Origin of the sequence: Alloalcanivorax xenomutans (assembly GCF_032810065.1) — a bacterium.
In the GTDB taxonomy this organism is placed as follows: domain Bacteria; phylum Pseudomonadota; class Gammaproteobacteria; order Pseudomonadales; family Alcanivoracaceae; genus Alloalcanivorax; species Alloalcanivorax xenomutans.
The window spans coordinates 412,937-427,501 of record NZ_CP136538.1; the positions used below are offsets into that span (position 1 = coordinate 412,937).

Sequence of the window (14,565 nt, forward strand, 5' to 3'; positions counted from 1 at the left end):
CCCCTTACTCTTCCGGAGCCTTTTGCTCCAGATCCTTCGTGAAGGTCTGATCGTTTTCACCAGTAAAGAACTGGCGGCCGTAAATCAAAACACACAGGGCCACGCCAACGGCGAAGGCCCAGGTGGCACCCTGGGTGGCAAGGACCGCGGCGGTAACGCCGGCGATACCCAGATCCCGCTGACTGCGGGCCTCCAGAATGCCAATGCGCACGCTGACATAACCCTGGATCAGCAGGGTCAGCGCCAGCGCCACGCCAAGAATCGGTTCCACCAGGCTGACGATGGGCATCAGCAGCAGGCCGGTGTTGGTGCCCCAGCGGAACGAGCCGGCGCCACCGAAAATAGAGTCCATGGCCTTGCGGCCTTCCTTGAAACGCTCGGTAATGACCACGTGCATGGCCGCCCACAGCGGGCCGCACATGGCCACATCCGGGCCGATGATGCTCATGGTGGCATTGCGGCCGCCAAAAATCATATGCGCCCGGTTGGGGTCGTAGTCGATCTTCTCGTCCTTGCGGGCTTCGTCCGCCTCGGTGAGCAGCGCCTTGCCCTGCAGCACATCGCCGAACAGCACGATATAAGCCGCCAGCATGGTCGGGATCGCCTGCAGGAACATACCCGCCGAGGGCAGTCCCAGGCCGAACACGGTGTACTCATTCCAGAGCGTGGCGAAGTCCGGTTTGGTGAAGCCCCATTCGATGGTCGGCCAGGGCGCTTCACCAAAGATCGGCGCCACCACGATGGCCAGAGCGATGATCGGAAAAATGCCCAGTTTCCCGAGTGTGGCCCAGAACGCATTGCGTTTCTTCAGGACATTGAAGTGGCGGGAAAAGATCAGATAGAAGGCGATACCGATGGCAATGGAGATGGTCCAGGGGAAGCTTTCAAAGCGGCCGCCGACCTTGAACACGGTGATCACCGCGGCGATGCCGGCACCCATGATGATGCCGGCCTTGATGGCCGGCGGCACCACATTGACCACCTTGCGGGACAGGCCGGTGAGGCCCAGGAAAATACAAAATCCTCCCAGTAACAGCTGGAAGGCGATCAGCGCGTGCACCCGCTCCGGGCCTTCCGGGAAGCCGCCGCAATAGGCCATCAGCAATGGGATCGCCGGAGTGATCCAGCCCGGCACCACCGGGTCGCCCAGCAGGTGGTGAGTCAGATACAGAATGCCGTTGAGCAGTACCACGGCGAGGGCCGCCTCGAAGGGCATGCCGAGCAGCTCGGTCATCAGCGGAATGGCCGCCAGATCCACCGCGCACATCAACAACCCTTGCAGATAATCGGGCCACTCAAAACGATAGTGGATAAAAGGCAGACGCAGTTTAAACGGGCCGAGAGGCCAATAGAGAGTTTCGCCGTCCGGGCGTCGGTAGTCACGCATAGTGAGGGCCGTACCTACTGGTGGGAATGACAGGGGTCAGTTTAGGGCCTGTTCACCCTATTTGCATCCGGCAGGCGGGATGCAAATAGGGTGAACAGGCCCTGGAGCGCAGCCCTCCCGGGTCAAGCGCCGCCGCCCAGTGTGGTCGCCAGATAGCGAGCCAGCATGGCGACGCAGACCACCACGATCAAAGGCCGGATCAGCCGGGCGCCGCCGCCGATCACCGCGTGAGCACCGAGGCGCGCGCCCAGCAACTGGCCGGCCACCATCACCGCGCCGGTGGCCCAGAGTACCTTGCCGCCGGCGATGAACAGCGCGAGCGAGGCGATATTGCTGGCGAAGTTGAGCGCCTTGGCGCGGGCGGTGGCGGTAATCAGGTCGCGGCCGCGCAATGCCACTTCCACCAGGGCGAAAAAGGAACCGGTGCCGGGGCCGAAGAAACCGTCATAAAAGCCGATGCCCGGCACCAGGGTGCGCTCGTAGATCCTGTCGCTGACCCGGGGCGCCCGTTCCACCTGGCCGGCGCCCTTTGAGAACAAAAAATAGAGGGCGATGATCACCAACACCACCGGCACCAGAATCTCCAGAATGTCGGTGTGCATGACCTGCACCAGGACAGTGCCGAGGGCGCTGCCAATCAGAGAGGCGAGGAAGGCCCGGCGCACCTCGGCAATGCGAAAGCGTCGCCGGCGCCACAACGTGAACGCGGCCATGCCGGAGCCGAAAGTGCCCTGCAGCTTATTGGTGGCCAGTGCCTGCACGGGCGATAGGCCGGCCAGCATCAAGGCGGGCAAGGTCAGCAAGCCGCCGCCGCCGGCCAGGGTGTCGATGAAACCGGCGAGCAGCGACACCGCCGCCAATATCAGCAATATGGAGAGGTCTAATTCCACGATGTCCCTTCCTGGCGAGGGCCTACTTTACCCCGGTCGATGGGGGGCTGGCGATGGCCGTCACTATGTTGCAGCATGATCTGCGTTACCATCGCGGAAAGGGACAGGATGGTGCGGCGTCGCCGGGGCCTCCGGCGTGGACGATTGAGGGCGTTATTGATGGTGGTGTCGGGACAAGGAAGGCTGGAGGGCTGGCTCACGGCGCTGCTGGCGTTGTGGTCACTGACGCTGAGCGGGTGCCAGCTGTTACCGCGGGAGCCGCTGCCCGAACCGGGCGTTGCCGGCGATGCCGGGCGGGATCAGCCTGGTACCCTGCATTTCCAGATTTCGCCTGGGCATACCGGATCCTATTACGGCTGGCAGGTGGAAGTGGCCGCCGCCGAGTATAACAAGGGCTTCATCTCATTCACCTCGCGGCCAATGGAAGCGGGTGAGCGCCTGGACGCGCAGCTTTGGGCGGATCGATATCAGGTGCGGGTGTTGCATTTGGGGCGGGTGCGGTTTCAGGAATGGGTGCCGGTGTCCGCTGGTGGCGATACGCTGATCTCGGTGAAACTGAGCTTTCTGCGGAGTACCGTTACCCCCCATGTGGGCGCGGAAGCTCGCGGTCGCCTGTATGGCAAGCCTTCCCGGATACGCGACCTTTCCAGCAACTATCAGCCGTTTACCGTGCATGCCGGTGACGGTCTGCGGGTGATTTTTGATGGGCCCCAATACCGTGGCGAACTGGCTGGCCCGGGGCGGCTCGAGTTCATCCAGAATGGCGCCACGCTGGCCACCATGGAGCAGGCGCGCATCGCCGCCAACGAGATCATCGGTGAGTTGCGTTTCAAGGACGAGCGTAAAGTGGATCAGGCGCTGAACGGCGCCTTCTCGTTTCCCGATGGTACCGTGTCCGAATGGTCCGACGGCCGCCGCTTCGAAGGGGCTTACCGGGGGCTGCAGCCGGATCAGGGCAAATTGCAATTGCCCGACGGCGATCTCTGGTACGGCTCGGTGGAGTTGTTGATGCCGAGGGGGCCGGGTGTGCTCAAGCGTCGCGATGGCAGCTGGCTGGAATTACCGGCGGGCAGTGATTTGCTTACCCTTACCGGAACCGTGCCTTGTGGACGGAGTAGTGGTGGCAGCCGCCAATGCCATTACCTGGATGGCCAGCGCCTGTCCTCGGAAGCGGATTTGAAACGGCGCCTGGCCAGCCGCCAGACCTCCTCCTCCGGCCCCGCCGCCGGGTGCCAGCTGGCCCAGGGCCATTTCAGCCGTGGCCTCGGCCGCAGCCGGTTGTTGCTGGGACCCGGTGGCGAAGGGGAGTTTGAGCAGTACTCCGGCAGCCGCCGGTTCCGTTTTTATTCCGCGTTCGAATACCAGGCGCAGCCCGAGCGGTTGGATGTGAAGTACGGGGAGGGCAGTTACATTCATGTGGAGAGCGGACAGGTCCTGCATCGTACCGGTATCAGTGAGGTGGCTTTGCCGTGCCGTTTCGACGGCCACACCCTGTGGCTGGAAGGAAAGCCCTACCAGCGTGATTGAAGCGTAAGTGCGAATGGGACGTCCCTGAATAAGTATGACGATGTTCCAGCAGACGTCGTCATACTTATTCAGAGACCAGGTGGGTGCCATCATGCGTTGGCGAGGAAGACGGCAAAGCAGCAATGTGGAGGATCGCCGGGGCCAGCCGCTCAGCGCCGGCAGTGGCGGTGGCGGCGCGGCTCTGTTACTGCTCCGGGTGGTGCCCTGGCTGTTGCGCAGCAAGACCGGCCGGGTGCTGCTTCTGGTGGGCGCGGTGGGATATGTCGGAGCCCGTTTGCTGGGAATTGACGTGCTGTCGATGGGGCAGGGAAGCATGACGGCGGAGCGCGGGCAGCCATTGTCCGCCGAGCAGCAGGAACTGGCGGAATTCTCCGCCGTGGTGCTGGCGGAAACGGAAGACACCTGGCGGCGTATCTTCGCCGGTATGGGGAAACAATACCGCGAACCGACTCTGGTGTTGTTCAGTAATGGGGTGCGATCCGCCTGCGGCACCGCCAGTTCCGCGGTCGGCCCTTTCTATTGCCCCGGCGACCAGAAGCTTTATCTGGATCTGACCTTCTTTAACGAGCTGCGCCGGCGCCATGGCGCGCCCGGCGATTTCGCCCAGGCCTATGTGATCGCCCACGAGGTGGGCCATCATGTGCAGACCCTGCTGGGCATCAGCCAGCGGGTGCGCCAGGCCCAGTCCGGCCTTTCCCAAGCCGACGCCAATGCCCTGTCGGTGCGGCAGGAATTACAGGCGGATTGCTTTGCCGGGGTATGGGGACATGATGCCGGGCAAAAGCAGCTGTTGGAGGAAGGGGACCTGGAAGAAGCCCTGACCGCCGCCAACGCCATCGGTGACGATACGTTGCAGAAGCAGGCGGGGCGCGCCGCGGTGCCGGACAGCTTCACCCATGGCAGCTCGGCCCAGCGGATAGAATGGTTCCGGCGCGGATTTGATAGCGGCGATATCAGCGCCTGCGATACGTTTGCGGGTTGAAGCAAAAGGGTTCGTCGCGGTTTAGAGGGAAACAGGATTACCCTCCATTGAGGGCAGCGGGGCTGTGTTAGGCCTTTGCGGGAACGCCGTAAATACATCCCTGTAAGCTCCCGGTCGAACGTCCCTGTTCGACAGGGTCCCACAAAGGCCTAACACAGCCCCGCTTCGAGGTAACCGGCAAACACTGGTGTTCTTCTAGCTTCGGTGGCCGCTACAACGCCGCTGTGGGAGCTTGCCTGCAAGCGAATGGGGCTAGCTCGGGCGGTTTGTAATATTCGCTTGCAGGCAAGCTCCCACAGCGGCTTCGTAGCCCCTTCTGTGTCAGCGGCTGTCGTTGTCGGAACCCGGAAGGCCTCCGTGCAGACCCGTGCCCTCGATGGAGACGCCCATTTCCTGAACCAAAAAAAGGGGGGCTTGCGCCCCCCATATGGACCACCCTTTGCCTGGATTAGCGGGCCGGACGAGGAACCCTGAACCAGGCGGCGTACAGCGCGGGCAGAAACAGCAGTGTCAGAGCGGTGGCGACGATCAGTCCGCCCATGATCGCCACGGCCATCGGTCCGAAGAAATCACTGCGGGACAACGGAATCATCGCCAGCACCGCGGTGAGCGCGGTGAGCGCGATAGGCCGGAAGCGTCGCACCGTGGACTCGATGATGGCTTCATGTTGGCCACGGCCCTGGGCCAGATCCTGGCCGATCTGATCCACCAGGATCACCGAGTTGCGCATGATCATGCCGGCCAGCGCGATGGTGCCCAGCATGGCGACGAAACCGAACGGTTGGCCGAAGAACAGCAGGAACAGGGTGACGCCGATCAGTCCCAGGGGCGCGGTCAGGAACACCATCACCGTCAGTGAGAAGCTGCGCAGCTGCAGCATCAGCAGCGTCAACACCACCAGCACGAACAGCGGCATGCCGGCGTTCACCGATTTCTGGCCGCGGGCGGATTCCTCCACGGTGCCGCCCACTTCCAGCAGATAGCCCGGCGGCAGTGCATCACGGATATCCTGCAAGGTGGGCTGGATCTTGTTGACCAGCGTGGCCGGCTGTTCGTCGCCGTAGATATCCGCGCGGACGGTCACCGTGGGCAACCGATTGCGGTGCCAGATGACGCCTTCCTCGAAGCCGTATTCCAGGGTGGCGATCTGGGACAGTGGCACACTGCGGCCGTCCTCGTTCTGCACCGCCAGACTCGGCAACAGCCCCAGCGCCTCGCGCTCGCGGGCATCACCACGGACTTCCACATCGATCAACTCGTTGTCTTCCCGGTACTGGCTGACCGCCACCCCGGACAACGAACTTTGCAGCGCCTGGGACAGATCGGCGGTGTTGACGCCGAGCGCCCGGGCACGGTCCTGGTCGATGTTCAGGCGCACCACCTTGCTGGGTTCTTCCCAGTCCAGGTGCACGTTGCTGACCTGTGGTTGCTCGCGTATCCGTTCCGCCACCTGCCTGGCCAGATCACGAACTTCGCCGATGTGTTCCCCGGATACCCGGAACTGGATCGGGTAGCCCACCGGCGGGCCGTTCTCCAGACGCGACACCCGCGAACGCACGGTGGGGAACTCCGCCGCCAGCGTGTCGATCAGCCAGGAGCGTACTTCTTCCCGCTCCTCGATATTGCGGGTCAGTACAACGAACTGGGCGAAGCTCGCCGCCGGCAGTTGCTGGTCCAGAGGCAGATAGAAGCGGGGAGAGCCGGTGCCGACATACGCCACGTAGTTCTCCACCTGGTCATTTTCCGCCAGCAACGCCTCCAGCCGCTCCGCCTGGGCCTGGCTGGCTTCCAGTGAGCTGCCTTCGCTCAGCTTCAGGTCCACCATCAGTTCCAGCCGCGCGGATGGCGGGAAGAACTGTTGCGGCACGAAACGGAACAGCGCCACCGCGCCAATGAAGATCGCCACCGTCATCACGATCACGGTTTTGCGGTGGTAAACGCACCAGCTCACCAGCGCGCGGAAACGGCGATAAAACGGCTTCTGGTAGGGGTCGTGAACTTCACCGGCATCATCGCGGCGGGCCAGATTGGGTAGCAGTTTGTCGCCCAGGTAAGGCACGAACACCACGGCGGTAATCCAGGACACCAGCAATGACAACGTCACCACCTGGAAAATGGAGCGGGTGTATTCGCCGGTGCCGGACTGAGCCGTGGCGATCGGTAGAAAACCGGCCGCGGTGATCAGGGTGCCGGTGAGCATGGGGAAGGCGGTACTGGTCCAGGCGAAACTGGCCGCCTTGATCCGGCTGAGCCCTTGTTCCATCTTGATCGCCATCATCTCCACCGCGATGATGGCGTCGTCCACCATCAGCCCCAGCGCCAGCACCAGCGCCCCCAGCGAAATCTTGTGCAGGCCGATGTCGAAGTAATTCATCAGCGCGAAGGTCATCGCCAGGACCAGGGGAATGGATAACGCCACCACCAGACCAGTGCGCAGTCCCAGCGAGAAAAAACTCACCAGCAGCACGATCACCAGGGCCTCCACCAGCACCCGCACAAAGTCGCCAACGCTGGCGCGTACCGCCGCTGGCTGGTCGGAGACCTTATGCAGTGACAGGCCGGCCGGCAGAGTCTCCTGCAGGCGCGCGAATTCCTTTTCCAGGTTTTCACCGAGGGCGAGAATGTCGCCGCCGGCCTTCATGGAGACCGCCAGGCCGATGGCGTCCTCGCCCATGAAGCGCATGCGTGGTGCCGGCGGGTCGTCAAAGCCACGGTAAACCTTGGCGATGTCCGCCAGACGCAGGGTGCGGCCCTCGAACCGGATGGGGAAGCGGCGGATCTCCTCCACGCTTTGAAAATTACCGGAGGCACGCAGGCGCACGCGGTCGGTAGGGGTCTCAAAATAACCGGCGTCGGAAACCGCGTTCTGTTGTTGCAGGGCCTGCTGCACCGCGCCGAGCGGGATGCCCAGGGCGGCCAGCTTGGTATTGGACAGCTCCACCCAGATTTTCTCGTCCTGCAGGCCAAGCAGCTCCACCTTGCCCACGTCCTCGACCCGTTGCAGGGCCAGTTGCAGGCGGTCGGCGTAGTCTTTCTTCAGCGCGTAATCGAAGCCGTCACCGGTGAGCGCGTAGATATTGCCGTAGGTGGTGCCGAACTCGTCATTGAAGAACGGGCCCTGGATACCCTGGGGCAGGGTGTGGCGGATATCGCCCACCTTCTTGCGCACCTGATACCAGAGATCGGGAATGTCGTCGGAGTGCATATCGTCCCGCGCCATGAACATGACCTGGGACTGACCGGGGCGGGAGAAGGACGTGATGCGGTCATAGTCCCCGGTCTCCATCAGCTTCTTTTCAATACGCTCGGTGACCTGGCGGGAGACGTCCTCGGCGCTGGCGCCGGGCCACAGCGTATTCACCACCATGACCTTGAAAGTGAACGGCGGGTCCTCGCTTTGTCCAAGCTGGCTGTAGGAAAGCGCGCCGAGGGCGCCCAGGAGGATCATCGCGTAGAGCACCAGGGAGCGGTTGTGCAGCGCCCATTCGGACAGATTGAAACGCATCCTCAGTGTCCCCCGTCGCCGAAGTCCACCTGGCGATTGCGCCGGTCCACCGGTTTCACGGTCTGGCCTTCGCGAAATAACTGGGTACCGGCGGCGACGATCCAGTCACCGGCTTGCAGGCCGGCCAGCACCGGTACCTGGTCTTCCTGGTAAGGCCCCACGCGGACGGGGGTCTTCACCAGGGTCTGGTCCGCGGGATTCACTTTCCAGACATAAGGGGCGCCGTCCTCGGCGGTGAGCGCGCTAAGCGGGATGCTCATGCGGGTGCCACCCTGAGGGAAGAATACCCGGGCACTTTGTCCCAGATCGGCGGGTACGTCGCCACTGGTGAAAGCCACCCGCGTCGCGTAGGTGCGCAATTGCGGATCGGCGGAGGGGGCGATCTCGCGGACCCGGCCGTCATAGTGGTCACCGGGCCGCGACCACAGCTCCACTTTGACGTCCTGCTGGAGAGAAACCTGATTGACGCGGTTTTCCGGGAGATGGATCAGCACTTCACGATCGCCGTCGGCGGCCAGCGTGAACACGGTCTGACCGGCCGCCACCACCTGCCCGACTTCGACCTGGCGGCTCATGATGACCCCGTTCCGGGGCGCACGCAGTTCGGCGTAACCGGCCTGGTTCCGGGCTACTTCCAGATCGGCGCGGGCCTGGCGCAATTGCGCCGCGGCGGCTTCGAGCTGGCTGCTCACCGAATCGTACTGGGACTGGCTGATCACCTTGCGTTCCAGCAGGGTCTGGTAGCGTTTCTGCTCACTGAGCGCCAGATCATGGTCGGCCTTGGCGGCGGCCACCCGGGCCCGGGAAGCATCCAGCCGCAGGCGCACGTCGCGAGGGTCGATACGGGCCAGCGGCTGTCCCTTCTCCACCCGGTCTCCGACTTCCACCAAACGCTCGATCACCTTGCCACCGACCTGGAACGCCAGATCGGGCTCATAGCGGGCGCGGACCTCGCCGGCGAAGCTGTCATGGCCGGCGTGGGTACTGTCCGGCTGGACCACCAAAGCAGTACTGATGGTGTGCTCGGTGGTGGCGGCATCACCGCTGCAGCCGCCAAGCGCGCTGGCAAGCAGGGCGCCGAGAAACAACAGAGGCAGGCCGGAAGCGCCCACGCGATGAGTGGGTAAATGCGATGTGGATCGGTTGCGGCGAGTCATGGAACACCTTATCCCTTGTTGGTACCCCCGGGCGGGAAAGAGCGCCTGCGGATAGCAGCAACAACAACGTCGTTATTTTGTCGGTTGAATGGTAAACTCGCCGGTATAGTAAAATTAGTGAACTCGCCAGTCCACCATTTGTTGAGATCATGTCGAACAATCTGACCCGCAGCGGCCCGGGCCGCCCCAAAGACCCCGCCAAACGCGACGCCATCCTGGCCGCCGCCACCACCCTGTTTCTGGAACAGGGGTATTCCGGCACCAGCATGGATGCCATCGCCGCCGCCGCCGGTGTCTCCAAGCTCACGGTTTACAGCCACTTCAAGGACAAGGAGGCGCTGTTCGCCGCCGCGGTGGAGATCAAATGCCAGGGACAGATGCCCTTGCCGATCTTCCATTTCGATCAGAGCCAGTCGGTGGAACAGGTGTTGCTGCGCATCGCCCGCTCCTTCCATGAACTGGTGACCCAGGACGACGCGGTCAATCTGATGCGGCTGATGGCGGCTCAGGCCGGCCAGGACCAGACCATGGCCCGGTTGTTCTTCGAAGTGGGGCCGCAGAAGACGCTGCTGGATATGGAGCGGCTGCTGGCGGAACTGGGCCGGCGCGGATTATTGCGGGTGGCGGCGCCGGATCGCGCCGCCGATCATTTCTTTTCCCTGATCAAGGGTTGCCATGAGATGCAGGTGCTGATCGGTTGCGGCGAGCCGATGACGGCGGAGGAGGCGGAAGCCCATATCACCGATGTGGTGGCCATGTTCCTGCGCGCTTATGCGCCATAGAGACGCACGGCGAGCAGTACCACCAGCAGGGCCAGCACGGCACTGACGCTCTGCCAGAAACGCACCGGATGGCGTTCCATCAGCGGCGGCCGGATGGGGTGCGCCAGACCCGGACCAGGGTGGCGCAGATCATGGATAAATTCCGATAACTCCCGGTAGCGCTTGTCCGGGTGGGGATGCACCGCCTTGCGCAGCGCTCCGTCCACCCAGGCCGGCAGATCGCGGTCATCGCGCAAGGCGCTGCGATAGCGGAGCCGGTTCTGCGCGGACCGGGTCCGGCACTGGGACACGGCGGTACCGTAGGGCAAATCCCCGGTCAGCAGTTGATAGGCAATGACACCGAGGGAAAACAGATCAGAGGCGGTATTGCCCGGTTCTCCGAGAAAGTATTCCGGTGCCATGTAGGGCAGGGTGCCTTGCGGCGCTTCCCGGTCCCGGGGCGGGGCCAGCTCCGCCAATCCGGCCACGCGGGCGGCGCCGAAGTCGATCAGGGTGATGGTGCCGTTGGCGTCGACCATCACGTTCTCCGGGCGCAGGTCCTGGTGCAGGATCTCGCGCCGATGAAAGGCGTACAGCGCGCGGGCGATCTGTTCCACCAGATCCCGAACGGTTTCCAGCGAAGGGTTGGGGTGGTCGCGCATCCACTGAGTCAGGGTTTCCCCCTCCACATAGTCCGTCACCGTGTACAGGTAACGACGTTGCCGTTGCCGTGGCGGCGCCTTGAGAACATGGGGATGGTCAATGCGGTGGGCGATCCACTCCTCCATCATGAACCGTTCCAGAAAGGCGCGATCATCGGCGCGGTCGATGGCCGGGGTTTTCAGCACCACGGTGGCGCCGCTGTCCAGATCTTCCGCCAGGTAGACGTGGCTGCGGCTGCTCGCATGCAACTCCCGCAGGATGCGGAAGCCGTCGAATTCCATGCGCGCATGCAGCTCCGGCGGTAGCGGCAGATCGTCAAGACGGCCGGACAAGGCGGAAGATTCATCCCGCGGCAACCGGTCGACGCGCAGGACCTGCACGGTCAGGTTATCCTCACTGCCGCGTTCGTAGGCCAGCGCCGCCAGGGTCCGCGCCGCCTGGCGCGGATCGGTTTGCGAGGCCAGAGTGCTGGTCAGGGTGTCGGTATCCAGATACTCGTGGACGCCGTCGGTGGCCAGCACGAACCAGTCCCCTTCCGTCACCGGCATGCTGAGATGATCGATTTCCGCGCGGGCGTTCATGCCCAGTGCCCGGCTCAGGTAACTCTGTTCCCGTGACACCCATAACCGGTGGTCTTCGGTGAGCTGTTCCAGGACGCCGTTACTCAGCCGATACAGACGGGCATCACCCAGATGGAAGCAATGGGCGCTGTCCCCCTTGATGACCAGAGCGGTAAACGTGCATACGTAGCCCCGGTCCAGGTCATAACGGTATTGGCTTTGGCGGGTTTGCGCGTGCAGCCAGGCATTGGTGGCGTTGATCACCCGTTGCGCGGACTGCCGTACCGACCAGGTTTCCGGGGTGCTGAAGTAGTCTTCGAGAAAGCTGCTGACCGCGGTTTCCGAAGCGATGTGGCTGACGTTGCTGCTGCCGATGCCATCGGCCAGCGCCAGCACCAGCCCCTTGCTGATCAGCGCCATCCCTTCGGGAATCAGGGCGCCGTGGAAATCCTGATTGACGGCTTTGCGGCCTTTGTCGGAGTACTGTCCCAGGGATACCTGAAGGGAGGAAGGCATGGCGTTGGGTGCTCCGGCCATGACCGGAGCACGTTCCTGTTGGTTTTCGTTCCTTGGATTACAGGGAACGTTTCGGCGCGGTGCGCACATGGGTGGTATAGAGGGTCAGACCAGTGAAGGCGAGGCCGCCCACCAGGTTGCCCAGCGCGGTGGGGATCTCGTTCCAGATAAAGTAGTCGGCCACGGAGAAATCGCCGCCCATGAGCATGGCGCAGGGGAACAGGAACATGTTCACCACCGAGTGCTCGAAGCCCATGTAGAAGAACAGGAAGATCGGCATCCACATGGCGATCACCTTGCCGGAAACCGTGGTGGAAATCATCGCGCCCACCACGCCCATGGACACCATCCAGTTGCACAACATGCCGCGGATGAAAATGGTGATCCAGCCAGCCAGGCCGAACTCGGCATAGCCCAGCGTACGGGATTCACCAATGGCTGCCAGCTTTTCGCCCACGGTTCCCGGCTCGGTGTTGAAGCCGTAGGTAAGGATGAAAGACATCATGAACGCCACGGTGAGCGCGCCGGCGAAATTGCCCAGGAACACAAGGCCCCAATTCTTCAGGACACGATTGGTGGTCACTCCCGGGCGCCGGTCCAACAGCGCCAGCGGGGTCAGCATGAACACGCCGGTCAGGAGATCGAACCCCATCAGATACAGCATGCAGAATCCCACCGGAAACAGCAGGGCACCGATCAGGGGATTGCCGGTTTGTACCGTGATGGTCACCGCCATGGCCGCCGCCAGGGCGAGGATGGCGCCGGCCATGTAGGCACGGATCAAAGTGTCGCGGGTCGCCATGTAAATCTTCGATTCACCGGCATCCACCATCTTGGTGACGAATTCGGAAGGCACTAAGTAAGACATGGTCGCACTCTCTGGATCATCAATGTTTGCGGAAGGCCCTTAAAAGCGTCGTTCTATTGCTATGGAGAGGGTCAGCAAGAACCGCACCAGGAGCGCGAGTGAGTTTTTAAGTTGTTGATATAAAATAAGTTTTTATTTTTGTTGGTAGGGGTGATCAAGGGCCGGGCCGCACGCGTGGCGCCATTATGGTGCAGGGCGCCGGGTCCGTTTTGGTGCTTTTCCGGAAGGGGGCGTCAATTGTGCGGTGTCGGCAATCGGGGTAGGCTGCCGGCTTCCCCCTGCCGGCCTTCACCATGCTTCAACACTTCCTGGAACACTTTGGCTATCCCGCCCTGTTCGTGGGGACCTTTCTGGAAGGCGAGACGATTCTGGTGCTGGCGGGGTTCCTGGCGTTCCATGACTATCTGCGTCTGGATCTGGTGATATTCACCGCTTTCGCCGGTGCTTTTTGCGGGGACCAGCTCTGGTTTCTGCTCGGGCGCCACCATGGCCGGCGGTTGTTGCGACGTAAACCCCGCTGGGAAGCGACGGGCGAAAAGGCTTTGAGGCTGGTGCGGCGTCACCCTGATTTGTGGGTGCTCGGTTTCCGTTTCGTCTATGGCCTGCGAACCGTAATGCCGGTGGTGATTGGCTTGTCCGGCTACCCGCCGCGCCGGTATTTGCTTTTCAACGCTCTGGGCGCCGCGATCTGGGCGACGGCGCTGGGCTTCGCCGCCTTCCATTTCGGTACCTTGCTGGAAGGGCTGCTTGGTCATCTGAAACGCTACGAGTTTTATGTCTTGGGGGCGCTGTTTCTGATCGGTGTACTGATGTGGCTGTGGCGCTATTTTCGCGCACCCCGCTGACACAGGATGCGCTGCCAAGGCCGCTTCCCACAGAATGAGCGCTACGGAGCCGCTGTGGAAGCTGCCTTGGCAGCGACCGGCGTGTAGGCGTGCCCGCCCTCAGCGGTGGGACATCCATGGTCCACGGGCCGCTTTAGCCTTTCTATACTCTGAGCTCAGTACATATCGTTTTCCCCGAGCCCGTGGTCCGGCTACCTTGCGATTCTGGTTTTTCTGACAGAGAAGCGAGCCGGGCCCATGATCACCGTATTCACGGATTCTTCCCCCAACGGCTTCAAGGTCACTATTGCCCTTGAAGAGCTGGGGCTGCCTTATACACTGGAACAGATCAATCTTCATGCTGGCGAGCAGCGCCAGTCGTCGTTCCTGGCAATCAACCCCCATGGCCGGATTCCCGTCCTGCGTGATGAGCAAACCGGAGTGACGCTTTTTGAGTCCTCGGCGATCCTGTTGTATCTGGCGGAAAAAACCGGGCGCCTGCTGCCGGAGGCGTTGACGGCCCGTTGGGAAGCCATCAAATGGCTGCAGTTTCATTCCGCCAGCATGGGGCCGATACTGGGGCAGCGCGTGCATTTCGAGTTGTTCGCGCCGACCCGGTTGCGCGAGGCTATTGATCGTTACCGGAGCTTGAGCGAGGAAGCCTTCGCCACGCTGGACCGTCATCTGAGTAGCCGGGTCTTTCTGGCTGGCGACAGCTATTCCATCGCCGATATCGCCACCTTCGGCTGGACGCATATCGCCGTGATTTGCGGCTTCGGATTCGAGCACCATCGCCATTTGACACGCTGGCATGATGCCGTGGCGCGGCGGCCGGCGGTAGGGCGTGGCGTGATGCTGCCGGCACCGGCCACCGAGCCGTGACGCCACCTATAAAAATCAAGAACAGATTCCAAGGTGAATCGGG

The 14,565-nt window shown here is 62.7% G+C and carries 11 protein-coding genes; 5 read left to right on the forward strand and 6 right to left on the reverse strand.

Annotated features, from left to right (window positions below; genetic code table 11):
* Positions 1-4: 4 nt before the first annotated feature.
* Complete coding sequence (locus RYH70_RS02080) at positions 5-1,387, reverse strand: membrane protein (RefSeq protein WP_022996909.1); 1,383 nt, start codon at positions 1,385-1,387, stop codon at positions 5-7.
* Between the two features lie 122 nt (positions 1,388-1,509).
* The gene (locus tag RYH70_RS02085) at positions 1,510-2,277 is read right to left on the reverse strand and encodes a TSUP family transporter (protein ID WP_022996908.1); all 768 of its coding nucleotides are present in this window, start codon (positions 2,275-2,277) and stop codon (positions 1,510-1,512) included.
* Between the two features lie 108 nt (positions 2,278-2,385).
* On the opposite strand from RYH70_RS02085, the gene RYH70_RS02090 reads away from it, so the two are divergent.
* Positions 2,386-3,804 (forward strand): hypothetical protein, encoded by a 1,419-nt coding sequence (locus RYH70_RS02090; RefSeq protein ID WP_145953533.1) that lies wholly within the window; start codon positions 2,386-2,388, stop codon positions 3,802-3,804.
* 91 nt (positions 3,805-3,895) lie between these two features.
* Positions 3,896-4,786, forward strand: a complete 891-nt coding sequence (gene ypfJ, locus RYH70_RS02095; RefSeq protein ID WP_317009719.1) for a KPN_02809 family neutral zinc metallopeptidase — start codon at positions 3,896-3,898, stop codon at positions 4,784-4,786.
* Positions 4,787-5,234: 448 nt separating this feature from the next.
* Here the strand turns inward: ypfJ and RYH70_RS02100 are convergent, their stop codons facing one another.
* Together RYH70_RS02100 and RYH70_RS02105 are read right to left on the reverse strand one after the other, a co-directional pair.
* Entirely contained in the window at positions 5,235-8,291 is a 3,057-nt protein-coding gene (locus RYH70_RS02100; RefSeq protein WP_026948429.1) for an efflux RND transporter permease subunit, read from the reverse strand.
* Between the two features lie 2 nt (positions 8,292-8,293).
* Positions 8,294-9,448: an efflux RND transporter periplasmic adaptor subunit gene (locus RYH70_RS02105; RefSeq protein WP_231504676.1), complete on the reverse strand. Its 1,155-nt coding sequence runs from the start codon at positions 9,446-9,448 to the stop codon at positions 8,294-8,296.
* Positions 9,449-9,597: 149 nt separating this feature from the next.
* Between RYH70_RS02105 and RYH70_RS02110 the strand changes: the two genes are divergently transcribed.
* A complete protein-coding gene (locus tag RYH70_RS02110; protein ID WP_317009720.1) occupies positions 9,598-10,230 on the forward strand; it encodes a TetR/AcrR family transcriptional regulator in 633 nt (210 codons plus the stop codon).
* Here RYH70_RS02110 and RYH70_RS02115 read toward each other — a convergent pair.
* Both RYH70_RS02115 and RYH70_RS02120 read right to left on the reverse strand, forming a co-directional pair.
* The gene (locus RYH70_RS02115) at positions 10,218-11,948 is read right to left on the reverse strand and encodes a bifunctional protein-serine/threonine kinase/phosphatase (RefSeq protein WP_317009721.1); all 1,731 of its coding nucleotides are present in this window, start codon (positions 11,946-11,948) and stop codon (positions 10,218-10,220) included. The two genes, RYH70_RS02110 and RYH70_RS02115, sit on opposite strands and share 13 nt — an antisense overlap.
* Before the next feature lie 58 nt (positions 11,949-12,006).
* Positions 12,007-12,816, reverse strand: coding sequence for a formate/nitrite transporter family protein (locus RYH70_RS02120; protein ID WP_022996901.1), 810 nt, complete (start codon positions 12,814-12,816; stop codon positions 12,007-12,009).
* Between the two features lie 293 nt (positions 12,817-13,109).
* Between RYH70_RS02120 and RYH70_RS02125 the strand changes: the two genes are divergently transcribed.
* Both RYH70_RS02125 and RYH70_RS02130 read left to right on the forward strand, forming a co-directional pair.
* Positions 13,110-13,661 (forward strand): DedA family protein, encoded by a 552-nt coding sequence (locus RYH70_RS02125; RefSeq protein WP_063142199.1) that lies wholly within the window; start codon positions 13,110-13,112, stop codon positions 13,659-13,661.
* 237 nt (positions 13,662-13,898) lie between these two features.
* Positions 13,899-14,522 carry a glutathione S-transferase family protein gene (locus RYH70_RS02130; protein WP_317009722.1) on the forward strand — a complete coding sequence of 208 codons (624 nt, stop codon included), beginning with the start codon at positions 13,899-13,901 and terminating at the stop codon, positions 14,520-14,522.
* Positions 14,523-14,565: the final 43 nt, after the last annotated feature.

Bases quoted from the DNA above. Each gene is read 5' to 3' on its own strand.
- RYH70_RS02080 (WP_022996909.1), bottom strand. From the start codon at position 1,387: ATGCGTGACTACCGACGCCCGGACGGCGAAACTCTCTATTGGCCTCTC.
- RYH70_RS02090 (WP_145953533.1), top strand. From the start codon at position 2,386: ATGGTGCGGCGTCGCCGGGGCCTCCGGCGTGGACGATTGAGGGCGTTA.
- ypfJ (WP_317009719.1), top strand. From the start codon at position 3,896: ATGCGTTGGCGAGGAAGACGGCAAAGCAGCAATGTGGAGGATCGCCGG.
- RYH70_RS02100 (WP_026948429.1), bottom strand. From the start codon at position 8,291: ATGCGTTTCAATCTGTCCGAATGGGCGCTGCACAACCGCTCCCTGGTG.
- RYH70_RS02105 (WP_231504676.1), bottom strand. From the start codon at position 9,448: ATGACTCGCCGCAACCGATCCACATCGCATTTACCCACTCATCGCGTG.
- RYH70_RS02110 (WP_317009720.1), top strand. From the start codon at position 9,598: ATGTCGAACAATCTGACCCGCAGCGGCCCGGGCCGCCCCAAAGACCCC.
- RYH70_RS02115 (WP_317009721.1), bottom strand. From the start codon at position 11,948: ATGCCTTCCTCCCTTCAGGTATCCCTGGGACAGTACTCCGACAAAGGC.
- RYH70_RS02120 (WP_022996901.1), bottom strand. From the start codon at position 12,816: ATGTCTTACTTAGTGCCTTCCGAATTCGTCACCAAGATGGTGGATGCC.
- RYH70_RS02125 (WP_063142199.1), top strand. From the start codon at position 13,110: ATGCTTCAACACTTCCTGGAACACTTTGGCTATCCCGCCCTGTTCGTG.
- RYH70_RS02130 (WP_317009722.1), top strand. From the start codon at position 13,899: ATGATCACCGTATTCACGGATTCTTCCCCCAACGGCTTCAAGGTCACT.